The following is a 21,880-nucleotide window of genomic DNA, read 5'->3' on the forward strand; positions in this document are numbered from 1 at the left end:
GAGGTACCCCGAAAAGCCGCTTGACTTGGAGCGCGCTCGAACCCCTAGGGTCGGACGCGTCTTGATGAGAAGCGACTTGCGATGAAGATCGGCGAACTTGCCAAACGCACCGGACTTTCGGCCCATACCATCCGCTACTACGAGCGGATCGGCCTCCTGCCCTTCGCTGACCGCGATGCAGGCGGACGGCGCGACTACGACGAGTCCATCCTCGCCTGGATCGCGTTCCTGGACCGGCTGAAGACCACCGGAATGCCGATCCGCGAAATGCTGCGCTATGCCAGGCTGCGCGCGGCAGGCAGTTCGACCGGCCCCGAGCGGCGCGCCCTGCTGGAGGCGCATCGCGACCGGGTCCGGACGCATCTGGCCGATCTGCAGGCCTGCCTTCTCGTCCTCGACACCAAGATCGGCGGCTATGCCGAAGCGGAGAAAAGGACGCATCCCGATGAACAATCCCCATCCCCTGACGACGGAGAGCCGGCTGGAGCGCGGACGCCGCGCGCTTGACGCGATCGACGGCCAGGCCGGCCGCAACGTGATCGACAGCCTGGCAGGCATCGCGCCGGATTTCGCCACCTACCTGTTCGAATTCCCCTTCGGCGACATCTACAGCCGCCCCGGCCTGTCCCTGCGCGACCGCGAGATCGCCACGATTGCGGCGCTGGCGGCGATGGGAACGGCTGCACCGCAGCTCAGGGTGCATATCGAAGCCGGCCTGAATGTCGGCCTGTCACAGGAGGAGATCACCGAGATCCTGATTCAGATGGCGGTCTATGCCGGCTTTCCGGCGGCGCTAAACGGCCTCGCGGCGGCAAAGGAGGTCTTTGCCGAAAAGGCGCCGGACGCGGTTGCGGATCTGGCCTGAGGCCCGGGCACGGCGTCCGGCGATCCCGGGCACGCCGGAGCGCCGCCGCTTTTGCGGACATGCGGGGCGCGGCGGAGGCCGCGCCTTGCTCAGCCCTGGACAGGCACCGCGCCCCGCAGCCGCTCGATGATGCCGCGCGCCGAGTTCGACCGCGGCATCCACATGCCCCGCTCCATCGCCTCGGCAAAGCGCTCCGCCATCTCGCGCAGCGCAGGTGCGTTCGCCGACTCTATGAAGTCCCGCACCGTCTCGTCGCCCAGATAGGCCTCGAAGACCAGGTCGAAATGGTGGCCCTTCACCGCGCCGGTCGTCGCCGCGAAGGCGAAGAGGTAGTCGACCGTCGCCGCCATCTCGAAGGCGCCCTTGAAGCCGTGGCGCATCACCCCCTCGATCCATTTCGGGTTCGCCGCGCGCGAGCGCACCACGCGGGCGATCTCCTCGTCGAGAGTCCGGATCCGCGGCGTCTCGGGGCGGGAATGGTCGGGATGGTAGCTGACCGGCGCCTTGCCGCGCAGCGCCTCCACCGTCGCCGCCATGCCGCCCTCGAACTGGTAGTAGTCGTCCGAGTCCAGAAGGTCGTGCTCGCGGTTGTCCTGGTTCTGAACCACCGCCTCGACCTGTCCCAGACGATGCGCGAAATCGTCCCGCGCGGCCTCGCCCTCGGCCTTGCCGCCATAGGCATAACCGCCCCAGTCGAGATAGCTCGCCGCCAGATCGTCCCGCCGGTCCCAGAGCCGCTCGTCGATCATCGCCTGAAGCCCCGCCCCGTAGGCGCCGGGCTTCGAGCCGAAGACGCGGAACCCCGCGCGGGTCTCGCCCAGCTCCGCCGCCTCGGCACGGAAGCGCGCGGCGGCGGGATTCTCGTGCTCCGGCTCGTCCAGCGCCATCACGGCGCGGGCCGCGCTGTCGATCAGGTCGATCTGCGCCGGGAAGGCATCGCGGAAGAAGCCCGAGACGCGCAGGGTGACATCCACGCGCGGCCGCCCCAGCGCCGAAAGCGGGATGATCTCGAAGCCGGTGACGCGGCCCGACATGTCGTCCCAGACGGGTTTCACCCCCATCAGCGCCAGCGCCTGCGCGAGGTCGTCGCCGCCGGTGCGCATGTTCGACGTGCCCCAGGCGGTGATCGCCATCGCCTTCGGCCAGTCACCCTCGCGCTGCAGATAGTCGTCGATCAGGAGCGATGCGGATTTCCAGCCCAGCGTCCAGGCGGTGCGCGTCGGCAGCGCTCGGCTGTCGACCGAGAAGAAGTTCCGGCCCGTCGGCAGCACGTCGAGCCGTCCGCGCGTCGGCGCGCCCGAGGGGCCCGGCGCCACGAAGCGGCCGTCGAGCGCGGTCAGCAGACCCGCCATCTCGGCGGCGCCGGAGGCCTCGACCGCCGGCCGGATGCGCTCAGCGACTTCCGCCATCACGGCGGCGGAGGCCGGACCCGGTGCAGCCTCGCCCTCGGCCAGCCGCGCGGCAAGCGCTTCGAGCCGCTCCACCGTGTCGCCCGCCGTCCGCCACGCGTCATCACCCGCCAGAAGATCGGGACGCGGCCCGGTCCATGCGCTGCCCATGTCGCAATCGAGCGGGTCGAAGCCAAGCCCCAGATCGGCGGCCAGCGCGCGGTGCAGCGAGGCATTGCGCCCCTGCCCGTCGCCGCGCGGCACGCGGGCCAGCGCCACCACCAGATCGCGGGCCAGCCGCCCGTCGGGCGAGGCGCCGAAGATATGCAGGCCATCGCGGATCTGGCTTTCCTTCAGCTCGCAGAGATAGGCGTCGAGCCGCTGCAGCCGCGCATCGTCGTCCAGCCCGCCCAGCCCTGCATCCTCATCCAGACCGGTCACCGACATCATCGACAGGATCTCGCCGCGCAGATGGCCGATGCGGCGCGCATCGACGCCCGCCGCCTGGTAGTACTCGTCGACCAGCGCCTCCAGCTCGCGCAGCGGCCCGTAGGTCTCGGCGCGGGTCAGCGGCGGCGTCAGGTGGTCGATGATCACGGCGGAGGCGCGGCGCTTGGCCTGCGTGCCCTCGCCGGGATCGTTGACGATGAAGGGATAGACGTGCGGCACCGGACCGAGCGCCACCTCGGGGAAGCATTCCGAGCTGAGCGCCAGCGCCTTGCCCGGCAGCCATTCGAGATTGCCGTGCTTGCCCATGTGTACGATCGCATGGGCGCCGAACGGCCCGCGCAGCCAGAGGTAGAAGGCGAGGTAGCCATGCGGCGGCACCAGATCCGGCGCGTGATAGGTGTCCTCGGGGTCGATGTTGTAGCCGCGCGCGGGCTGCACGCCGACCACGACATTGCCGTATTCGAGGATGGACAGCGCGAAGGCGCCGTCCTCGACGAAGGGATCGGCCTCCGGCGCGCCCCAGCGCTCCTCGATCTTCAGCTTCGACTCCCAAGGCAGCTCGTCATACCAGGCGCGGTAGGTCTCGACCGGCAGCCGCACGCCGCCCTGCCGCTCCGCCCGGTCGGCCAGCCAGTTCGTCGGCCCCGCCAGGACCTGCTGCATCAGAGCCGCACCGTCGCGCGGGGCGTCCTTCACGCCATATCCGGCAGCCGCCAGCGCCTCCAGAACCCCGGCCGTGGCCGCGGGCGTGTCGAGCCCGACGCCATTGGCCAGGCGTCCGTCCTTGTTCGGATAGTTCGCCAGCACCAGCGCCAGCTTGCGCTCGCCCGGCGCGGCGCGGCGCAGCCGGATCCAGTTCTCGGCCAGATCGACCACGAAGCCCACGCGGTCCATCAGCCCGCGATAGGTGGCGATCATGCATTCGGTGGCCTCGTCGAAATAGGCCTCGTCCTTGAAGCTGACAGCGCGGGTCAGGACCCGTCCGTCGACCTCGGGCAGCGCCACGTTCATCGCCACGTCGCGCGCGGACAGCCCGCGGACCGACTCCAGCCAAGCCTGCCCGGACGCCCCCGAGAGCACCACCTGCAGCACCGGCGCGCCAGTGGAGTCGAGCACGGTCGCGGGCCGCTCGCCCTGCCAGCGGGCGGGATCGGGCGAGGAGACGGCGAAGGAGGTGGCGTTCAGGATCAGGTCCGGCGCGGCATCCGCGAAGATGCCCTCCAGCGTGGCAATGCTGACCGGGTCCTTCAGCGAGGCTACGAAGACCGGCAGCGGGTTCAGCCCGCGCCGCAGCAGCGTCTTGACGATCTGCCCGATCGGATGCAGCCCGGCCCCGGCGACCAGCGCCCGGTAGAAGACCAGCGCCACCACGGGCGCGCCCTCGGCCCAATAGCGCTTCACCTCGGACGCATCGGCAATTCCGGAGCCCGGCCAGTAGAACCCCGCACGCAGAAGGGGCGCGGCGGGCGCGGGCCGCTCGCCCGATCCGGTCATGTGGGCGCAGAGCTCGATGAACCCCGCGGCGTTCGCGGGACCGCCCTCGACCATGTAGCCCCAGAGCTGTTCCCAGTCCTCGCGGGACACCGTCGAGAGCTGGAACAGCTCCTCGTCCGGCTTGTCGTCGCCGGGCAGCAGCGCCAGCGCGATCCCGGCCTCGCCGAGCCGCGCCGAAAGCTGCTCGGCGGCGTAGCGGAAATAGGCCGCCCCGCCCAGCACGCGGGCCACGACCAGCTTCGCGCCCGAACAGGTGTCGCCGATATACTTGTCGACGGTGAAGGGATGGCTCAGCCAGCCCATGTTCGCCAGCCGCAGCCCCGGCGGCGCCGCCATCTGGCCCCGCGCCTCGCTGAGCGCGGCCAGTTCCGTGTCGGCAGCCGAAAGGAAGATCACGTCCGCCGGGGTCTGCCCCGGATCGACGGGTTCGGAGCCGTCATTGACGGCCCCGGGCGTAGCGGCCAGCAGATGCATCAGGCAGGCTCGGTCACGGCGCCGAGGCTGGCCGAGATGGCGGCACGGTCGAGCCCGGAAAGGCCGATCACCACCAGCCGCGTGGCACGGTCCTCGCCTGCCGCGAAGGGCCGGTCGAAATGGGTGTCGATGCGCGGGCCGACCGCCTGCAGCACCAGACGCATCGGCTTCGCCTTCACTGCCGCGAAACCCTTCACGCGCAGCAGGTCATGCGCCGCAATCGCACCGGCGACACGGGCCTCCAGCGATTTCGCGTCGGCAATCTCGGGCAGCTCGACGACGAAGCTCTCGAACTCGTCATGGCCATGGTCGTGATGGTGGTGGTGATCGTGATCGCCGTGATCGTGATCCCCGTGATCATGGTCATCGCCATCATGGTGGTGATGATGGTGATGCAGCTCGTGGCGCGCCTCCATGTCGTCCTCGGCCCCCATGTCGAGGCCGAGAAGCACCGCCGGATCCACCGCGCCCTTGCGGGTCGGGATCACCTGCACGCCCTTGCGGACACGGTCATGGACGCTGGCAACCACGGCCTCGGCATCGTCCATCAGATCGGACTTGTTGACCAGCACCATGTCAGCGCAGGCCAGCTGGTCGGCGAACAGCTCCGAAAGCGGCGTCTCGTGGTCCAGCCCCTCGTCCTGCGCGCGCTGGCGGTCGACGGCTGCCTCGTCGGCGGCAAAACGGCCCTCGGACAGCGCCGGGCCGTCGACCACGGTCACCACGCCGTCAACGGTGACGCGGGTGCGGATCGCGGGCCACTGGAAGGCACGGACCAGCGGCTGCGGCAGCGCCAGGCCGGAGGTCTCGATGACGATATGGTCGGGCGCGGGCTCGCGCGCCAGCAGGCCTTCGATGGCTGGGACGAAATCCTCGGCCACGGTGCAGCAGATGCAGCCGTTCGACAGCTCGATCACGTCATCCTCGGCGCAGCCCTCGATGCCGCAGCCCTTCAGGATGCCGCCATCGACGCCCAGATCGCCGAATTCGTTGATCACCAGCGCGATCCGCTTGCCGCCTGCATTCTCGATGAGATGGCGGATCAGCGTGGTCTTGCCGGCCCCGAGAAAGCCGGTGACGACGGTCGCGGGAATCTTCTGGGCCATGGGGGTCTCCTTCTAAGGTCCGGGGCATTTGCCGGGCTGGGGGGAGGCGTGTCAAGCAAGCCCTTCGATCCAGTCCAGCACCGCTCCGGGCGCCGCGAAGAGCCGCCCCGGCGGCAGCACGGGGCGTGCCACCATCAGCACCGGGAGCCCCAGATCGCGCGCGGCATCGAGCTTGGCCCGCGCCGGTCCGCCGGAATTCTTCGCCACCAGATGGGTGATGCCGAGCCTGCGGAACAGCGCGCGTTCGGCGGCCCGATCCCCGGGCCGGGCGACCAGCGCCTCGACATGGGCAGGCAGCTCCCGCGGCGCGGTCATCTGGCGCAGCACCAGTCGGCAGTCGCGCCGCGCCGCGAAGGCACCGAGCGAGCCCGCCCCGATCGCCAGGAAGGCCCGCGCGCCCGGAGGCAGCGCGGCGGCGGCCGCGGCCAGATCGGAAAGCTCCAGCCAGTCCTCGTCCGGACCGGGCAGCCAGGGCGGCCGCTTCAGCATCGCATGCGGCACGTCAGCGGCCGTCGCGGCACGGGCCGCGTGGCGCGGCATGGCAGCGGCAAAGGGATGTGTCGCATCGACCAGCCCGGCGGTGCCCCGCGCGGACAGGTACCGCACCAGCCCCTCGGCGCCGCCGAAACCGCCCGTGCGGACTGGCAGCGGATAGTCCGTGCCCGGCACCAGCCCGGCCAGCGAAACCTCCGCATCGATGCCGCGATCGGCACATAGCCCGGCCAGCAGGCGGGCCTCCGTCGTGCCGGCGAGGATCAGCACGCGGCCCTCCCCTCTCCCCGCGGGGAGAGGGGCCGGGGGTGAGGGGAAAACGCTCACCGCGCCTCGGCGAGGATGGCCCCCGCGCGGTCCACCAGCAGCACATCCACCCGGCACCGCGGCCCGGCAAGGCGCTGCGCCGCCTCCCGCGCTGCCCCGGCCACCAGCGCAGCCAGCGGCGGATGCAGGCTCAGCGCCTCCAGCGCCGTGTTGCAGCGTGCAAGCTCCGGCCGCCCGGCCAGGCGGGCAAGCGCCGCGAAATCCACCTGGCTGCGCGAGGAATGCAGGTCGATGGCGCCCTGCGCCAGCTTCGCCAGCTTGCCGATCCCGCCCGCGACCGTCACCCGCGCCACCGGATGGCGCGCCAGGTATTTCAGCATCCCGCCTGCGAAATCCCCCATGTCGAGCATGGCATGCTCCGGCAGGCCGAAATGTGCCTGCGCCGCCCTTTCCGAGGTCGCCCCGGTGGCGCCCGCGACATGGGAGAGCCCCGCCGCGCGCGCCACGTCAACGCCGCGATGGATCGAGGCGATCCAGGCCGAGCAGCTGAACGGACGCACGATGCCAGTCGTGCCCAGCACCGACAGCCCGCCGGTGATCCCCAGGCGCGGGTTCCAGGTCTTGGCCGCGATCTCCGCCCCGCCGGGGATGGAGACCGTCACCTCCCAGCCGCCCGGGCCGAGCGCCTTGGCGATCATCTCGCGCGGCACCGGGTTGATCGCGGGCTCGCCGGGCGGGATCGGCAGGCCGGGCTTCGTCACCGTGCCGACGCCCTCGCCCGCGAGGAACCGCACGCCCGCGCCGCCGATCTGGCGCACCCGGGTCCGCACGGTCACGCCATGGGTCACATCCGGGTCGTCGCCCGCATCCTTGATCACGCCCGCCTCGGCCCAGTCGCCGCCCTCGCGCCGCTCTGCCAGCGCGAAGCGGACCACCTGTCCGCGCGGCAGGACAATCTCGACCGGGTCCTGCCACCGCCCCGACCTCAGCCACCCTGCCGCCGCCGCCGCTGCCGCGGTGGCGCAGGCGCCGGTGGTGAAGCCGGTGCGGAGCGGCGTCTCGGCCATTCAGGCCTTCTCCACCTTCCGCAGCACATGCGGCTTGGCGGAGTCGTAGAGCGCGCTGTCCGGGAAGTCGGTCTCCTCGAAGACCCGGCCGACGAAGACCAGCGCGGTGCGCGTCAGCTTCGCCGCGCGGACCTTGGACCGGATGTCCGACAGGGTGCCGCGCAGGAACGCCTGGTCCGGCCATCCGACGCGGTAGGCGACGACCACCGGGCAGTCCGCGCCGTAGAGAGGCGCCAGTTCCCGCTCGATATGCAGCAGGTTGCGGATCGACAGATGGATGGCCAGCGTGGCGCGGGACTGCCCCAGCGTCGCCAGATCCTCGTGCTCGGGCATGCCGGTCGACTGCATCGAGGTGCGCGTCAGGATCACCGTCTGCGCCTGTTCGGGAACGGTCAGTTCCTGCCCCATCGCCGCCGCCGCCGCGGCATAGGCGGGCACGCCCGGGACGATCTCGAAGGGGATGCCTTCGGCGCGCAGCCGCCGGATCTGCTCGGCAATCGCGCCGTAGAGCGACGGATCGCCGGAATGCACCCGCGCCACATCCTCGCCACGCGCATGCGCCGCGACGATCTCGGCCATGATCTCGTCGAGATGCATCGGCGCGGTGTCCATCACCTTCGCGCCTTCGGGCGCGCCCGCGACAACGGCGGGCGGCACCAGCGAGCCGGCATAGAGGCAGACCGGGCAGGAGGCGATGAGCCGCTGGCCCTTGACTGTGATCAGGTCGGGATCGCCCGGCCCCGCGCCGATGAAATAGACGGTCATGCCGTTGCCTCCTCGAGTTTCTTCGCATAGCCGCGCGGCGTGTAGAGCCAGTGCCCGTCCGCCCCCTTGGAGCGGTCGCCCGACAGGACAGCGCGGCTGGTCGATGCGCCGACCAGGACGACGGTCAGCATGTCGACCTCGTCGACCTGCAGATCGGCGAGGCGGCGCAGCCGCAGGCTTTCGTCCGGCCGTCCCAGATGCGAGGCCAGCAGGACCGGCGTGTCGGCGGGACGGTGCAGCAGCAGCATGTCGCGCGCCTCGGCCAGCAGCGTCCGGCGCCGCATCGAGACAGGGTTGTAGAAGGCGATGACGAAATCGCCCTCGGCCGCGGCCTTGATCCGCTTGGTGATCGCCGCTCGGGGCGTCAGCAAGTCCGACAGCGAGATCGTGCAGAAGTCATGGCCCAGAAGCGCCCCGGCGCGGGCCGAGGCCGCCTGCAGCGCCGAAACGCCGGGGCAGTTCACCACCTCGACCCGGCGCGCCGCGGCCGAGACGCCATGCGCGCTTTCGGGCCGGTCGAGCAGCTCCATCACCAGCGCGCCCATCGCGTAGATGCCGGCATCGCCCGAACAGACCAGCGCCACGCGGCGGCCCTTTGCGGCTTCCTCCAGCGCGAAGCGGCAGCGGTCCTCCTCGCCGCCCAGCGGGAAATCGGCGCGGGCCTTGCCCTTCGCCAGCGGACCCAACAGGTCGATATAGAGCCCGTAGCCGACCAGCAGCTCGGCCTCGGCGATGGCCCGCGACGCCTCCGGCGTGCGCCAGGACGCCTGCCCCGGGCCGATGCCGACCACGGCCAGCGCGCCGCGCGGGCAGCCCTCCTCACCCGCGCCGAGCCACGCGAGCGCGCAGGTGGCATTGGCGCTTTTCGCCTTCTCCACCGCCAGAGTTCCGCCCTCGCCGGCTGCCGCCAGCGCCGCGCCCTCGGACACGCCGTGGCATCCGACCTCGGCAAAGACCACATCGGACGGATTGGCCAGCCGCGGGGTCTCGGCCTCCAGCCGCGCCGCCGGGAAGAACCGTGCAGGCACGCCAAGATGGGCCGCCAGCGCATGCACCGCCGCCTCGTCGGATTTCACGTCGATCGAGGCGACGGAAGCCACCTGCCCCTGCGACAGCCCCGCCTGGGCCAGCGTCTCCGCGCAAAGCGCGATCAGCTCGGCGGGATCGCAGCCGCGGGCGCAGCCGACGCCCAGCACCAGGCCCTGGCGGCGCCAGACCAGCGGCTCGGTGCCCGGCACGCGCAGCACCACGGTGTCGCCGCCGCCCGGCTCGGCCAGCACGCGGCCATCCTCGACCAGCGGTTCCAGCCAGTCGGCGCGGCCCGCCAGTTCGCCCTGCGCACCGGAAAGCAGCGCCGCGGCACAGGCCTTGGCATCGGCGGGGTTGTCCAGAACCCAGCCTGCGGGCGGCTCGTCCAGCGCCACGCCCAGGCGGACATCGCCGCCGGTGGTCAGCGCCGCCCGGATCCCGAGACAGTCGGCGATGCGCGCGGCCAGCTGGTTCGCGCCGTGGTGCCCGCCGATCAGCGGCACCGCGGCGGAGCCGTCCTCGGCCACGGCCACGACCGGGGCGTCGGACCACTTGTCGGCCAGGAACGGCGCCAGCGCGCGGATCACGATGCCCGCGGCGCAGATCGCGACGACCGGCCTGCCCGCAAGGAACTCCGCGGCGATGGCGCCGGGCACGTCCTTGCCCAGGTCGGCGCGGGCCAGATGCGGCCAGCCGAGGCGCGCGGCAAGGCGGTCTCCCAGCTCGGCACCGCCTTGGGTGAGGCTGAGGATGACGGGCTCAGACATGGGCATCCTTTCCCGGAATGAGGATCATGGAGAAATACGGCACCGCATCGGGCGCCTCGGACAGCGGGCAGACCTGCTGGTCCGGCAGGGAGGCATGCTGCACCAGCACCGCGCGCCCGGTCAGGCCGAGCGCGTCGATCACCGCGCGAGCCTTGGGGAAATGGCGGCCGAGCTTCATCAGCACGGCGGCATCCGTGGCGGAGAGCCGGTCGCGCAGGGTTTCCTCGGGCAGCGTCGCGGGCAGCACGGTCAGCACGTCGGCGCGGGCGCAGAGGGCGCGGGCGGCACCGGCCGCAGACGCGCCGAGCGACGAGACGCCGGGCGTGATCTCGGCGGGGAAGCGGTCCGCGAGGCGCGAAAAGAGATACATGAAGGAGCCGTAGAAGAACGGGTCGCCCTCGCAGAGCACCACCACGTCCTCGCCCGCCTCCAAGATCGCGGCCAGCTCGGCGGCGGCGCGGTCATAGACCTCCTGCGCCGGAAAGCGCTCGGCCCGCATCGGGATGACGATGGGGATCTCGCGCACGCCCGCAGGCAGGTACTGCGCCACGATGCGCCGCGCGAAGCTGTCGCCGCTGTCGGGCGCGGGATAGGCGATGGCGCTTGCGCCGGCGATCAGCCGGTGCGCCTTCAGCGTCAGCAGCTCGGGATCGCCGGGGCCGACGCCCACGCCATGCAGGGTACCGGTCATAGGGTCAGGCTCCACTGGGTGACGGGCATGGCGGGCTTCCAGCCGCGGAACGGCCCGACCGGTTCGGCGCGGGCGACCGAGATGCGGCGCAGCGTGCCGCCGTGGCGGGCATGGAGCTCGAGCAGCAGCGCCTCGGATTCCAGCGTCACCGCATTGGCGACGAGGCGGCCGTAGGGCTTCAGCGCGGCAAGCGAGGCCTCGACCGCCGCCCCGGACAGGCCGCCGCCGATGAAGACGGCATCGGGCGCGGGCAGATCCGCCAGCGCCTCGGGCGCCTTGCCCTCGACGATCTTCAGGCGCGGCGCGCCCAGCCGCGCGGCATTGGCGGCGGCCAGCGAGATGCGGGCAGGCAAGGGTTCGATCCCGATCGCCTGCGCATCGCGGGCGGCGCGCATCCATTCGATGGCGACCGAGCCGCAGCCCAGCCCGATATCCCACAGCACCGCGCCGCGGCGGGGTGCGAGCGCGGAGAGCGTGACAGCGCGGATCTCCTGCTTGGTCATCTTGCCGTCATGGATGAAGGCATCGTCGGGCAGACCGGTCAGCGGCAGCGGCACGTGGTCCGGCGCGCTCCGGCAGTCGATGGCCAGCACATGCAGGTCGGGCGCGGTGCCCTCCCAGGCCTCGGCCGTGGCGTCGATGCGGGATTCCTCCGGACCGCCGAGATGGGCGAGCACCGACAGCCGCGAGGGGCCGAAGCCCGCGCGGAAGAGCAGATCCGCGATCTCCGCCGGGCTGCTGCCGTCCCGGGTCAGCACCAGCAGCCGCTGGCCCGGAGCGAGGAAGGGCAGGATCTGTTCCGCGGGGCGGCCATGGACCGTCAGGGTTTCCGCGTCGGCGAGGCCCCAGCCCATCCGCGCCGCCGCCCATTGGAAGGCGGACAGCTGCGGATGCAGGGTCAGCTCCTCCCGCGGGAAGGCCTTGAGGAAGCGGGTCCCGGCGGAGAACCAGATCGGGTCGCCGGTCACCAGCACCGCGACCGGGCGGCCGCGCATCGCGGCGATCTCGGCCTCGAGCGCGCTGAACGGGCTCGGCCATGCGCGGCGCTCCCCGCGCAGGCCGGGCGCCAGCGCGTGGTGGCGCGGCGCGCCATAGACCACCTCGGCCGTTTCCAGCCGGGTGCGGGCCGCGGGGGAGAGGCCCGGAAGCCCGTCCTCGCCGAGGCCGATGATGTCGAGCCAGGGGGCGGTCATCCTGCTGCCCTTCCCGAACTCATGTGCCGTCGCCCTTCAGCCCGAGCAGCAGCGCGTTCACAGCCGCCGCCGCCATGGCCGAGCCGCCGCGGCGCCCGGGCAGCGTGGCGAAGGGAATGCCGTGCGGCAGGCGCGCCAGCGCCTCCTTCGACTCCGCCGCGCCGACGAAGCCGACCGGGAAGCCGAGGATCAGCGCCGGGCGCGGCCAGCCCTTCTCCAGCCCTTCGAGCAGATGGAAAAGCGCGGTCGGTGCATTGCCGATCGCCACGACGGCGCCTTCGAGCGCGGGCTTCCAGTGCTCGGTCGCCGCCGCCGAGCGCGTGGTGCCGAGCGCGGCGGCCAGCGCCGGGGTCTCGGGGTCGTTGAGCGTGACGCGGGGCTGCACGCCCGGCGGCAGGGCGCGGGCGATGATTCCGCGCGCCACCATCTCGGCGTCGCAGAAGATCGGCTTGCCCGCGCGCAGCGCGGCGCGTCCCGCCGCCATGGCGCCCGGGCTGACGATCAGCTCGCCCCCGACCTCGACCATGCCGCAGGCATGGATGATGCGGATCGCCATGTCATGCGCTTCGGGATCGAGATGGTCGAGCCGTGCCTCGCGCGCGATGGCCGCGAAGCTCTCCGCGTAGATGCGGGCCGGGTCGCGCTCGTAGGCAAGGCTCATGCGTCGTCCTTCAGGTGCTTGCGCACGCTTTCCGGCCCGAGCGGGTGGTCCGCATGCGGATAGGCCGGGTGGTGGTGGTGACCGTGGCCGTGATGGTGGTGGCCATTTTCATGATCGTGGTCGTGGCCATGCGAATGGCCGTGGTCGTGGTGGTGATGGTGCCCATGCCCGTCATGGTCGTGATGTTGGTGGCCTGCATCCAGCCTGCAAGCCCCGGTGCAGAAGGTATCGCAGAGTTGACAATCCGCGACATTCGACCCCGGAGCAGAGGCGCCCTGCCCCTCGACATGGTGGTGGTGGCTTTCCTGCGCCATCCCGACCTCGGCCTCGAAGCCCAGGACCTGGGTGCGGTACTTGCACATCGCGCAGTTCATCGCGGTGTCGCCGCCGAGGATTTCCGTCACCCGCTCGGCGAAGGTGGCCAGCACGTCCGGGTGGTCATTGAGATAGCCCGCCTTCACCCACTGGGTTTCCGGATGTGCCGCGGCCACCATGTCGGCGAAGCCGTAGATGCGGTCGATCAGGATGCCGGTGAAGAGGAAATACGGGAAGACGACGACGCGCTTGTAGCCCAGCCGCGCCGCGTGCTCGAGCGCAGGCTCGACCAGCGGAAAGGTCACGCCGGAATAGCCGACCTCGCACCAGCCGAAGCCCATGCCCTCCCACAGCAGCCGGGCGATCTTCGAGACGTTGGAATTCGCGTCCGGGTCGGAGGCACCGCGGCCGATCACCACCAGGCAGGTGTCATGGCGCGCGACCTCGCCCTGCGCCGCATCCGCTTCGGCGATGGCCGCCTCGATCCGGGCCGAGGCCGCGCGCACCATGCGCGGGTCGACGCCCAGTTCGCGGCCGTACTCGACCTTGACGCCATGCTCGGCGGCATAGGCATTCAGCACGGAGGGGATGTCGTTCTTGGCATGCATCGCGGCGAAGAGCATCCCCGGCACCGCGAGGATGCGGGTGCAGCCCGCCTCGCGCAGGTTGTCGAGCCCCTTGCGGATCACCGGGTTGGCGAATTCGAGATAGCCGTAGTCGACTTCCCATTCGGGCGGCAGGTACCGGGGCAGCTTCTCGGCCAGCACGGCGAATTCCGCCACCGCCGCCTCGCTGCGCGAGCCGTGGCCGCAAAGCATGACGCCGATCTTCTCGGGGGTGTCGTGGGAATGGCTGGTCATCGGCTCGCTCCTCATGCATCGCCCGAGGTTGCAAGCCATCAGGAGGCAGCGGCGCTGCCCCTCCGGACGACATGGCGGCCCGCCCCCGGATTGGGTCGGCGCCCCGCCATTTCCTTGCTAGCCTCGCGGCATCGTCGGAGGCGGGCCTAGCAGGCGGCGCGCCCTGCCGCAAGCGCGACGGAGGTCGCGCCCCGGCCCGCGCGGATCACTGCGTGGCGTCCTTCGGCTGGCTGCACGGCCCGCTGGGCACCTGCGCGTTGCCGAAGGCGTTGCGTCCCGGTCCGGCCGCCATCGGCACCACAGTCGACCTGAGCCCCTGGTACCCGGCGGCCTCGGGCAGCGGACCGGGACGGGATCCCCGACCTGACCCGACTCAGGCAGCCGCCGTTCAACAGCCCGGTCACGCAGAGCATGAGCCCGCGCTGTGCCGCGTTGAGCGGCATGCCGTTGCCGATCTGCCCGCCGACGTTCAACTCCCCCGTGACGAAGGTCATGTGGCCGAGGACGGCATGCCGCCGGTTGGCCACGGCCGCGGGCAACCGGAGCCGTGCCGCATCCGGCACGTCTTCCGCCTCCCGGCCGCTCGAGCCGAGCAGCCCCATGTCGTTGCAGATCTTCACGCACTCGGGGTTGTGCACCGGCTCTTGCACCGCGGCCGGCCGCCGATGCTGCAGGGCTCAGCTCCACGCAATCTGAGCGCCCGGCGCTGCGGCGGCACTGGTCCCGACGGCGAACGCGGTGGGTCTCCGCACGCCATGGCCATTTTCGCATCCGATCGCGGCATCCATGAAGTTGCTGCCATTGGCATCCGCAATCCGCTTGGCGGATCGTTCGACTTCGGCCCAGGCGCCGTGCTGGCTGAAATCCGCATGAATGGGGACGAGGTTCCAAGTGATGGCCGGGCCGCCGAACCGGAGCCCGATCAGAAGCCCGGCATTCGTGTTCAGCGGGCGCTGGTCGCTCTCCGTCCCTGCCCCGGTCAGGGCCCGCGGAAATGCGCCGGCCATCCGGCGGGGGCGCCCTGCCCAGCCGCGGCAGCCGCCCCGTCGCGCGCACTTGCCTTCCCCGCAGCGGGCCGCCGCAAGCAAACATCCCGAGTGCCGTGCCGAGGCCGTCCGCGCTTCCGTCAACCTGCCGTCCGCCCCGGCGCCGCTGCGAACATGGCGCGGGCCGAACGGGACGGCAAGCCTGTCCCTCAGGTCAGGCCGCACCCCCTGCCGGGGCAATCCAGGGATCGGGCGCGCCGAAGCGGTTCGCGCCCTCGTCGCTGCGCTGCACGTAGAAATAGAGCAACACGAGGAAACCGATCACCGGAAGCAGCCACAGGAGCAGCCACCAGGCCGAGCGGCCGGTGTCGTGCAGCCGCCGCGCCGAGACCGCGAGGCCCGGCAGGATCAGGACCAGGCCGAGAATGGCCGACAGGATGCCGGTATCTCCCGGCATGCCCAGCATCGGCGAGATGGCGAAGGCATCGATCAGGTTGACGATGATGTTGAGCAGCAGGACCGCCAGCACGTACCACCAGAACTCGCCGCGCGACGCACGGCCCGCAAAGGTCGCGTAATTCTTCAGGAACACCTTCCTGAACGCGGCAATCATGTCTTCCATATCGTCCCCCTCGCCCTTGGCAGGCCGGCAAGCATAAATCGAATTTGCCCCACCGTGGCAGATCCCCGAGCTTTCCCCAAGGGTCCCGCTGTCGCGGCGGGTGGGTAGACATGGAAAAGCCGCCGGAAAACCGGCGGCTCCGGCAGGGCCGAAAGGGGATGCGGTGCGCCCGGCGGCAGGGCGCAGGAATTGAGCCGCCGGAGTGCCCGCGATGTCCCGGAGCCCTGCCCCGGAAGACCGGCCGTCAGTTGACGGCTTTCGGTTCCTCCGCCGCGGCGCGGGCCAGGCCGCGCGCGATTTCGATCTGCCGCGGCTTCAGCGCCTCGGGCACTTCGCGCTTCAGATCGACATGCAGCATGCCGTTCTCGGTCGCGGCGCCGGTCACGCGGACATGGTCCGCCAGGGTGAAGCGGCGCTCGAAGGCGCGGGTGGCAATGCCGCGGTGCAGGTAGGTGCGCGGAGCGGCTTCCTCGGCCTTGCGGCCGGAAATCACCAGCGCATGGTCCTTCAGCTCGACGGTCAGGTCGGCCTCGGTGAAGCCTGCGACGGCGATCGAGATGCGGTAGGTGTCGTCCGCGGTCTTCTCGATGTTGTAGGGCGGGTAGCTTTCGCGACTGACGTCAGTGGCCAGGACGCGGTCCATCAGATCGGCAATCTGGTCGAAGCCGACCGTGGCACGGTAGAGCGGCGCGAGATCGAAGCTGCGCATGGGGGATATCCTCCTTGAGCGATGTCCTATGTGATGCCCTCCTCGTCGGACGGGCGGAGCGCGGGCCCCCATCGGGGCGTCCCGCAGGACATAGCTGGGAAGCCTGCGGCGGGGTTTCAACCCCCGCCCGGTCAGCCGCCGCCCGGCGCTGCGGAGAGCCCGGCCGCCAGCGCCGCGAGCCGCGCGGCATCGACCGGCACCACCACCGCGCGGCCCGGGCCGGGCTGCCCCCCCGCGCGCGACATCCGGCTGGAGATCACCGCCGCGACCCGCGGCTCCCCGGCATCGTCGCGCGCGATCACCGGCGAACCGGACATGCCGCCCACCGCCTCGCAGCTGGTGACCACCGCCCCGTCCAGCGCGGCTAACGCATGGCAGGGAGACTCCTCGGCCAGCGCGAAGGACGCGTCATAGCCGTAGGAGAAGGTCGCCAGCTCCCGCCCGCGCAGCAGCGGCTCCTCGGCGACCGGGATCGGCGTTGCCACATCGGCCGGGATCGGCGCCTTCAGCCGCAGGAGCGCCAGGTCGCCGCTTATATGGCCGGTCTCGACATAGCCCTCGCCGATCGCCAGCGCGGCGCCGATCTCGGAGGCGCCGCGGCGGCCGTCGCGGTAGTCCGGCCAGAACACCGCACGGTAGGGCACCGCCACCCAGGCCTTCTCATGGCTCGCCATGCAATGCGCGGCGGTCAGCACCAGATCCGGCGCGACCAGCGTGGCGGTGCAGTGCAGCCCGTGCGGCGTGGTCCGGATCTGCCCGACGGCAGCGAACGGCTCCTGGTCGGCCTCCGAGAGGATCCGCCGGGCCGATCCCTCGGGCAGCCCCGGTTCCGCCGCGCCGCTGCGGGCATGCAGGGCCGGGGCGATCAGCGCAGCCAGGACCGGCATGGCCAGCCAAACTGCGCCCCGGCGCCGGGCCGGAGCGTGGGAGGGGCTGTCTTTGCGCGTCTCGGACATGGGCAAATTCCGGTCGGGCGGCAGGGAAAGGTCTGCAGGCTCTGTCCCAGCATTGCGCCGATGCGGCCGCGCATCAAGTCCGCGCGCGCGCCGCCGGCCATTCCGCCCTCAATTCGCGCGCCGGGGAGAAGGCATTGCCCTGCGGTGCCAGGCGCTTCCCCGGCCTGCCCGAATTTTCGCCGCCGCCCTTTCAGACAGACGGTCCGGCATCATGCCGGAGCGTCCGCCTCCCTCGCCGCTGCGACCGGGAGCGCCTGCCCCGGCCTCCGCGCCACTGCGGCCGCTGGCCGGCGCCGACGCCTTGCGCCCGGGTGGCACCGCCCCGTGCTGCTCAACGGCTCCGATCATGGACGTGGGCGCCGGCATCGCGGATCGAGAGCGCCGCCGCCGAAGCCTGCGCTGACAGGCATGCCCGGCTGCTACGCGCTTGTGGCAGTCCAAGGCCCGGCGGAGACGGCATCGGACCCGAGACGGGCGCATCGCCGAAGGCGCCGAACAATCCGGCATCTCATGGCACCGCCCGACACGCGCAGCCTCTCCCATGTCCCGGCACCCCGGCACCCCGGCACCCCGGCACCCCGGCACCCCGGCACCCCGGCACCCCGGCACCCCGGCACCCCGGCACGAAGCGGGTCGCAGGCCATCCCGGACACTGCAAGCGCTTGGGCGAGATCCGCGGGAATGGTCAGGGCGGTGCCACCCGACGGGCCGTCCCGGCCACCGGCCCGCATCGGCGGGAAGTGACCGTACGCCGACCGCCGTGCCACCTGACCGGGCTGGCAGATCGGCGGCGCCATCCCGGCAAGCCTGCAGTTCGATGGGCAATGGCATGGACCCCGCCGCCCAGCCGCGGCGCGACTTTCCAAGTGGATAGATCGGAGAGGAGACATGCCATGGAGATGGAGAGGAGACATGCCATGGAGATCATGGGGATCGGCCCCGACCTTGCCAAGACGGTGTTTCATGCTGACGGCGCCGGTCGAAACGACCGGACCGTGCCGAGACAGACATTGCGCCGCGACGCCGCCGTGACGTTCCTTGCCCGGCTTCGGCCTTGTCTCGTCGGCATCGAAGCCTGCAGCGGTTCGCGTTGCCGGGTCCGGGTGGTCCAGGAGCTCGGCCACGAGGTCCGGCTGGCTGCGCCGCTTCCCCGCCGAACGGCCGCAACGGCGCCGAGGCGATCCGCGGGGAGGCCGGCCGACCGTCGATGCAGGACATGCCGAAGGCGTAGCTCCGGCACGACGCCACCGAAATCACCGGAGCGGCTCGAGTTGCAGGCTGTCCACCGGATCCGGCAGAGACTGATCTCCGGTCGGACGCGGCTGGCGAACCGGGTGCGGAGCCTGCTGGCCGAACATGGCGTGGCCATCGCCCGCACCGTCAGCCATCTGCGGAACGCGCTTGTCCGGACCGCCGGAGAAAGCCGCCGCGAGGACGGGGTGCCGGACATGATCCGGGAACTCGCGATGGCAATCCGCGACGAACTGGCAGGGCCCGGCAAGCGTATCGCCGCCTTCGACCGCAGGATCAGGACGCTGTTCCGGTACAACGGGGCCTGCCAGCGGATCGGCTGCATCGAAGGGATCGGGCCCCTCTCGGCAGATTTCGAGGCGCGCCTTCGGCGTGACGCTGGGACTTGTGCCGAGACAGAGGCCGAGCGGGGGCAAGGCGCGGCTCTTCGGCAGGGTGCAGCGACCCTGGCCCCTGCGGGGCCGCGAAAGCGCGAGCTCCAAGCGCGGCGGCCGCTACCTCCGCACGCTGATGATCCTCGGTGCGAGAGCCGTGCCGGGCAAGGCGCGCGGCACGACGGACGCCAGGAGACGGCGGATCGCCCGGCTGCGCGCGCGGCGGCATGCCAATGTCGTGGCCGTCGCGCTGGCCGGCAAGAACGCGAGGATCGTCTGGCCGGTTCTCGTGCGGGACGAAGAATGCGATCCGGCGCGTGTCGCGGCGGTGAAGCAAAGCAAACAGCGCGGGCGATCACGCCGGCCGTTGCCCCAGAGGACTTGCGGCAACTTGGCTGGAGATGGTGAAAAGGTCGCTCCCATCGCCTTCCGGACCTGATGTGCGGACCGGCACGGCAGCCGCCGATGTCCTGGGAGCATTGAGGAGAAAGCACGCGGGAATCCATCGGGGCTCGCGGCGGCGAAGGATCGGGCCGCCCGGAGAAGCCGGATATGCGCCCGCAATTGCGAACCTCTTCCAGAGTCGAACAAGGCGTTGCAATCAGGCGGGGTCCATATGCATCGAAATGGGCGCCCGAACGAACGGACCAACCCGGGCTCCGTCACGGACCTCGGCCAACGTCGCAGGCAGGCTCTGCCCCGCCTGCCCCCGCGAGTGGAGCTTGGATGCGCGCCAGGATCCCGAGCAGCCCGCGCAAGGTCAGGGCCCCGCGCCGCATCGCGGCCCGGACGGCGCCACCCTGCATCGAGACCACGATCCCGAAGCGCGGACGTATCCCCCGCAGGAACAGCGCCGGGGCCATGGCTTGCCGCCACCTGTTCCGCTTGCCCTCCCCATAGCGGCGATCCGGGAGACCCGGCCAGAGGAGCGCGGACCGTCCGGGCCTCGGCGACGCCCGGTCGCACGGGACTTGCGCAGGCCGCGCGCTAGCTCCGCCGGAGGACCAGCGAGGCACGGACATGCTCAGCCAGACACTCTACCGCCTGACCGCCGACGGCGCGGACGGGGCCGACCCCGGAACGGCTCGCCGTTTCGCCACCGAATTCCTCAGCCTTTCCGCCACCAAGATCGCCGACGGGCTGATCGATCCCAAGCTGGTGCTGGCCTGGCTGTTCTCCGCCCTCGGCGTGCCCGGGGCCTTGACCGGCGCGCTGGTGCCGGTGCGCGAGGCGGGCGCGCTGCTGCCGCAGCTGGCACTTGCTCGGGCGATCGAGCGCCGCCGGCGGCGGCGCTTCGTCTGGGCCGCCGGAGCTGCGCTGCAGGGTCTTGCGGCGCTCTCCATGGCCGCCGCGGCGCTGCTGCTGGAGGGCGCGGCAGCCGGCTGGGCGATCCTGGCCGCGCTGGCCGTGCTGGCCTGCGCCCGCGCCGCCTGTTCGGCGAGCTTCAAGGACGTCACCGCCCGCACGGTGGAGAAGGGCACGCGCGGCACGCTGACGGGCATCGCCGGGACCGTCGGCGCCGCGGCGGTCTTCCTCTGGGCGGTGCTGCTGGGGCTCGGCATCGTGCCGCGCGATCCGGTCTGGATCGCAGCCTCCATCGCCGCGGCAGGCGCGCTCTGGCTGGCCGCCGGCGCGCTCTTCGCAACGCTGGAGGAACCCCCGGCCGAGCCGGACGAGACCGGCGGCGCGGGCGCGCTGCTGCGCCCGTTCCGCGACGATCCGCAGTTCCGCCGCTACCTGCTGGCCCGCGCGCTCATGATCTCCACCTCGCTGGCCCCGCCCTTCCTCGTCATGCTGGCGGGTACAAGCAGCGGCGGCGGTCCGGGCAATCTGGGGGTCCTGATGATCGCCTCCTCGGCCGCCTCGATCCTGTCTTCCTATGTGTGGGGGCGGCTTTCGGACCGCTCCAGCCGCCGGACGCTGGCCTATGCCGGCTTCGCCGCCGCGGCGATCCTCGGCGCGGGTGCGGCCCTGGGCCTCGCAACCGGCGGGCTGGGCGGCAGCTGGGGCGCGGCCGGATTCATCTTCGCCGCCCAGATCGCCTACCAGGGCGCGCGGATCGGCCGGAAGACCCATCTGACCGACATGGAGACCCCGGGCGGCAAGGCGACCTACACGGCGCTGGCCAATACCGCGATCGGCGCGCTGCTGCTGCTCGGCGGCGGCTTCGGCCTGCTGGCCGAGGCAGCGGGCCCTGCTGCAGTGCTTGCGGTCTTCGCGGCAATGGCCGCGGGCGGCGGGCTGGCGGCGCTGCGGCTCGGCGAGGTGCAGCAGCCGGGCTGATGCCCCTTCCCCGGACCGCCGCGGCTGGGCTAAGGGAGAGGCATGATGGACATCACGACGCTCTTCCTGCTGCTTTCCTGGCCCGACATCCTGGCCGCCGGCTTCACGCTGCTCTGCTGGGGGCTGGTCGGCTGGCATGTCGAACATCCGCAGCAGTCCCGCCCCTCGGTCAACCGGCTGATGCGCCAGTACCGCCGCGCCTGGATGCTGAACAACATCGACCGCAGCCCGAGGGTGCATGACGCGACGCTGCTGGGCTCGCTGCGCGACGGCACCGCCTTCTTCGCCTCCGCCTGCCTGATCGCGATCGGCGGCGCGCTGGCGCTGATCGGCAATACCGACCGGCTCGACAAGGTCGCCTCCGAGCTGATGATGGGCCCGACGGCATCGATCCTGTGGGAGGTCAAGATCCTGCTGCCGCTCCTCCTGATCACCAACGCCTTCATGAAGTTCGTCTGGTCGCACCGGGTCTTCGGCTATTGCTCGGTGATGATGGGAGCGATCCCCAACGACGTCTCGGACCCCGAGGCGCGGCGCCGCGCGCTGATGGCGGCGGAGCTGAACATCGAGGCGGCGCGCTCCTACAACCGCGGCCTGCGCTCGGTCTATTTCGCGCTCGGCGCGCTCGGCTGGCTGATCGGGCCGGTGGCGCTGGTGCTGACCACGGCAGTCACGGCGGGCACCATCTGGCACCGCGAATTCGCCTCCTCATCGCGGCGGCTGCTGCTGGAAGGCAAGCTCCCCGAGGAAAGCCTGCGCGAGATCGCGGCAGACAAGGACTGAGGCCCGCGGGCCGCCGGAGCAGTCAGGAGGCC

The 21,880-nt window shown here is 71.5% G+C and carries 21 protein-coding genes; 5 read left to right on the top strand and 16 right to left on the bottom strand.

All coding sequences use genetic code 11. From position 1 onward, the window contains the following. The first annotated feature begins 81 nt into the window (after positions 1-81). The gene (locus tag HCC78_RS09445) at positions 82-507 is read left to right on the top strand and encodes a MerR family transcriptional regulator (protein ID WP_172328522.1); all 426 of its coding nucleotides are present in this window, start codon (positions 82-84) and stop codon (positions 505-507) included. Beyond that, positions 446-865: a carboxymuconolactone decarboxylase family protein gene (locus tag HCC78_RS09450; protein ID WP_172328523.1), complete on the top strand. Its 420-nt coding sequence runs from the start codon at positions 446-448 to the stop codon at positions 863-865. Before HCC78_RS09445 ends, HCC78_RS09450 begins: the two co-directional genes overlap by 62 nt. Positions 866-954: 89 nt before the next feature. Here HCC78_RS09450 and cobN read toward each other — a convergent pair whose 3' ends face one another. The 16 genes from cobN to HCC78_RS09530 all read right to left on the bottom strand — a co-directional run bounded on the left by cobN (position 955) and on the right by HCC78_RS09530 (position 18,824). Next, positions 955-4,671, bottom strand: a complete 3,717-nt coding sequence (cobN, locus tag HCC78_RS09455; RefSeq protein ID WP_172328524.1) for a cobaltochelatase subunit CobN — start codon at positions 4,669-4,671, stop codon at positions 955-957. Next, positions 4,671-5,777, bottom strand: a complete 1,107-nt coding sequence (gene cobW, locus HCC78_RS09460; protein WP_172328525.1) for a cobalamin biosynthesis protein CobW — start codon at positions 5,775-5,777, stop codon at positions 4,671-4,673. Before cobW ends, cobN begins: the two co-directional genes overlap by 1 nt. Before the next feature lie 51 nt (positions 5,778-5,828). After that, on the bottom strand, positions 5,829-6,539 hold the full coding sequence (locus tag HCC78_RS09465; RefSeq protein WP_172328526.1) for a precorrin-6A/cobalt-precorrin-6A reductase: 711 nt from the start codon (positions 6,537-6,539) through the stop codon (positions 5,829-5,831). Positions 6,540-6,592: 53 nt separating this feature from the next. After that, a complete protein-coding gene (locus HCC78_RS09470) occupies positions 6,593-7,603 on the bottom strand; it encodes a cobalt-precorrin-5B (C(1))-methyltransferase (protein WP_172328527.1) in 1,011 nt (336 codons plus the stop codon). After that, on the bottom strand, positions 7,604-8,368 hold the full coding sequence (gene cobM / locus HCC78_RS09475; RefSeq protein ID WP_172328528.1) for a precorrin-4 C(11)-methyltransferase: 765 nt from the start codon (positions 8,366-8,368) through the stop codon (positions 7,604-7,606). After that, on the bottom strand, positions 8,365-10,164 hold the full coding sequence (gene cobJ, locus HCC78_RS09480; protein ID WP_253949113.1) for a precorrin-3B C(17)-methyltransferase: 1,800 nt from the start codon (positions 10,162-10,164) through the stop codon (positions 8,365-8,367). The genes cobM and cobJ overlap by 4 nt, the downstream gene beginning before the upstream one ends. Further along, positions 10,157-10,855, bottom strand: coding sequence for a precorrin-2 C(20)-methyltransferase (gene cobI / locus HCC78_RS09485; RefSeq protein ID WP_172328530.1), 699 nt, complete (start codon positions 10,853-10,855; stop codon positions 10,157-10,159). Before cobI ends, cobJ begins: the two co-directional genes overlap by 8 nt. Next, positions 10,852-12,048: a precorrin-6y C5,15-methyltransferase (decarboxylating) subunit CbiE gene (gene cbiE, locus HCC78_RS09490; protein WP_172328531.1), complete on the bottom strand. Its 1,197-nt coding sequence runs from the start codon at positions 12,046-12,048 to the stop codon at positions 10,852-10,854. Before cbiE ends, cobI begins: the two co-directional genes overlap by 4 nt. A 19-nt stretch (positions 12,049-12,067) precedes the next feature. Further along, positions 12,068-12,709 carry a precorrin-8X methylmutase gene (locus HCC78_RS09495; RefSeq protein ID WP_172328532.1) on the bottom strand — a complete coding sequence of 214 codons (642 nt, stop codon included), beginning with the start codon at positions 12,707-12,709 and terminating at the stop codon, positions 12,068-12,070. Beyond that, the gene (locus tag HCC78_RS09500; RefSeq protein ID WP_172328533.1) at positions 12,706-13,884 is read right to left on the bottom strand and encodes a sirohydrochlorin chelatase; all 1,179 of its coding nucleotides are present in this window, start codon (positions 13,882-13,884) and stop codon (positions 12,706-12,708) included. The genes HCC78_RS09495 and HCC78_RS09500 overlap by 4 nt, the downstream gene beginning before the upstream one ends. A gap of 146 nt (positions 13,885-14,030) precedes the next feature. After that, positions 14,031-14,522 carry a hypothetical protein gene (locus HCC78_RS09505; protein WP_172328534.1) on the bottom strand — a complete coding sequence of 164 codons (492 nt, stop codon included), beginning with the start codon at positions 14,520-14,522 and terminating at the stop codon, positions 14,031-14,033. A gap of 39 nt (positions 14,523-14,561) precedes the next feature. After that, the gene (locus tag HCC78_RS09510; RefSeq protein WP_172328535.1) at positions 14,562-14,891 is read right to left on the bottom strand and encodes a hypothetical protein; all 330 of its coding nucleotides are present in this window, start codon (positions 14,889-14,891) and stop codon (positions 14,562-14,564) included. Positions 14,892-15,084: 193 nt separating this feature from the next. After that, positions 15,085-15,492 (bottom strand): DUF805 domain-containing protein, encoded by a 408-nt coding sequence (locus HCC78_RS09515; protein WP_216671093.1) that lies wholly within the window; start codon positions 15,490-15,492, stop codon positions 15,085-15,087. Positions 15,493-15,736: 244 nt separating this feature from the next. Further along, positions 15,737-16,201, bottom strand: coding sequence for an Hsp20 family protein (locus tag HCC78_RS09520; RefSeq protein ID WP_172328536.1), 465 nt, complete (start codon positions 16,199-16,201; stop codon positions 15,737-15,739). 131 nt (positions 16,202-16,332) lie between these two features. Continuing rightward, the gene (locus HCC78_RS09525; protein ID WP_172328537.1) at positions 16,333-17,157 is read right to left on the bottom strand and encodes a serine protease; all 825 of its coding nucleotides are present in this window, start codon (positions 17,155-17,157) and stop codon (positions 16,333-16,335) included. A 1,253-nt stretch (positions 17,158-18,410) separates the two neighbouring features. Then, complete coding sequence (locus HCC78_RS09530) at positions 18,411-18,824, bottom strand: hypothetical protein (RefSeq protein WP_172328538.1); 414 nt, start codon at positions 18,822-18,824, stop codon at positions 18,411-18,413. A 94-nt stretch (positions 18,825-18,918) separates the two neighbouring features. Between HCC78_RS09530 and HCC78_RS09535 the strand changes: the two genes are divergently transcribed. From HCC78_RS09535 to HCC78_RS09545, 3 genes are all read left to right on the top strand, one after another. Continuing rightward, positions 18,919-19,221: a hypothetical protein gene (locus HCC78_RS09535; protein ID WP_172328539.1), complete on the top strand. Its 303-nt coding sequence runs from the start codon at positions 18,919-18,921 to the stop codon at positions 19,219-19,221. Between the two features lie 581 nt (positions 19,222-19,802). Beyond that, a complete protein-coding gene (locus HCC78_RS09540) occupies positions 19,803-21,065 on the top strand; it encodes an MFS transporter (RefSeq protein WP_253949114.1) in 1,263 nt (420 codons plus the stop codon). A 42-nt stretch (positions 21,066-21,107) separates the two neighbouring features. Beyond that, entirely contained in the window at positions 21,108-21,848 is a 741-nt protein-coding gene (locus tag HCC78_RS09545; RefSeq protein ID WP_172328540.1) for a DUF599 domain-containing protein, read from the top strand. Positions 21,849-21,880: the final 32 nt, after the last annotated feature.

The organism is Mangrovicoccus sp. HB161399 (genome assembly GCF_013184745.1).
Lineage (GTDB): Bacteria > Pseudomonadota > Alphaproteobacteria > Rhodobacterales > Rhodobacteraceae > Mangrovicoccus.

Bases quoted from the DNA above. Each gene is read 5' to 3' on its own strand.
- cbiE (WP_172328531.1), bottom strand. From the start codon at position 12,048: ATGACCGCCCCCTGGCTCGACATCATCGGCCTCGGCGAGGACGGGCTT.
- HCC78_RS09520 (WP_172328536.1), bottom strand. From the start codon at position 16,201: ATGCGCAGCTTCGATCTCGCGCCGCTCTACCGTGCCACGGTCGGCTTC.
- cobJ (WP_253949113.1), bottom strand. From the start codon at position 10,164: ATGTCTGAGCCCGTCATCCTCAGCCTCACCCAAGGCGGTGCCGAGCTG.
- HCC78_RS09525 (WP_172328537.1), bottom strand. From the start codon at position 17,157: ATGTCCGAGACGCGCAAAGACAGCCCCTCCCACGCTCCGGCCCGGCGC.
- cobI (WP_172328530.1), bottom strand. From the start codon at position 10,855: ATGACCGGTACCCTGCATGGCGTGGGCGTCGGCCCCGGCGATCCCGAG.
- cobM (WP_172328528.1), bottom strand. From the start codon at position 8,368: ATGACCGTCTATTTCATCGGCGCGGGGCCGGGCGATCCCGACCTGATC.
- HCC78_RS09540 (WP_253949114.1), top strand. From the start codon at position 19,803: ATGCTCAGCCAGACACTCTACCGCCTGACCGCCGACGGCGCGGACGGG.
- cobN (WP_172328524.1), bottom strand. From the start codon at position 4,671: ATGCATCTGCTGGCCGCTACGCCCGGGGCCGTCAATGACGGCTCCGAA.
- HCC78_RS09515 (WP_216671093.1), bottom strand. From the start codon at position 15,492: ATGGAAGACATGATTGCCGCGTTCAGGAAGGTGTTCCTGAAGAATTAC.
- HCC78_RS09495 (WP_172328532.1), bottom strand. From the start codon at position 12,709: ATGAGCCTTGCCTACGAGCGCGACCCGGCCCGCATCTACGCGGAGAGC.
- HCC78_RS09510 (WP_172328535.1), bottom strand. From the start codon at position 14,891: ATGGCCGGCGCATTTCCGCGGGCCCTGACCGGGGCAGGGACGGAGAGC.
- HCC78_RS09545 (WP_172328540.1), top strand. From the start codon at position 21,108: ATGATGGACATCACGACGCTCTTCCTGCTGCTTTCCTGGCCCGACATC.
- HCC78_RS09535 (WP_172328539.1), top strand. From the start codon at position 18,919: ATGATCCTCGGTGCGAGAGCCGTGCCGGGCAAGGCGCGCGGCACGACG.
- HCC78_RS09445 (WP_172328522.1), top strand. From the start codon at position 82: ATGAAGATCGGCGAACTTGCCAAACGCACCGGACTTTCGGCCCATACC.
- HCC78_RS09450 (WP_172328523.1), top strand. From the start codon at position 446: ATGAACAATCCCCATCCCCTGACGACGGAGAGCCGGCTGGAGCGCGGA.
- cobW (WP_172328525.1), bottom strand. From the start codon at position 5,777: ATGGCCCAGAAGATTCCCGCGACCGTCGTCACCGGCTTTCTCGGGGCC.
- HCC78_RS09500 (WP_172328533.1), bottom strand. From the start codon at position 13,884: ATGACCAGCCATTCCCACGACACCCCCGAGAAGATCGGCGTCATGCTT.
- HCC78_RS09470 (WP_172328527.1), bottom strand. From the start codon at position 7,603: ATGGCCGAGACGCCGCTCCGCACCGGCTTCACCACCGGCGCCTGCGCC.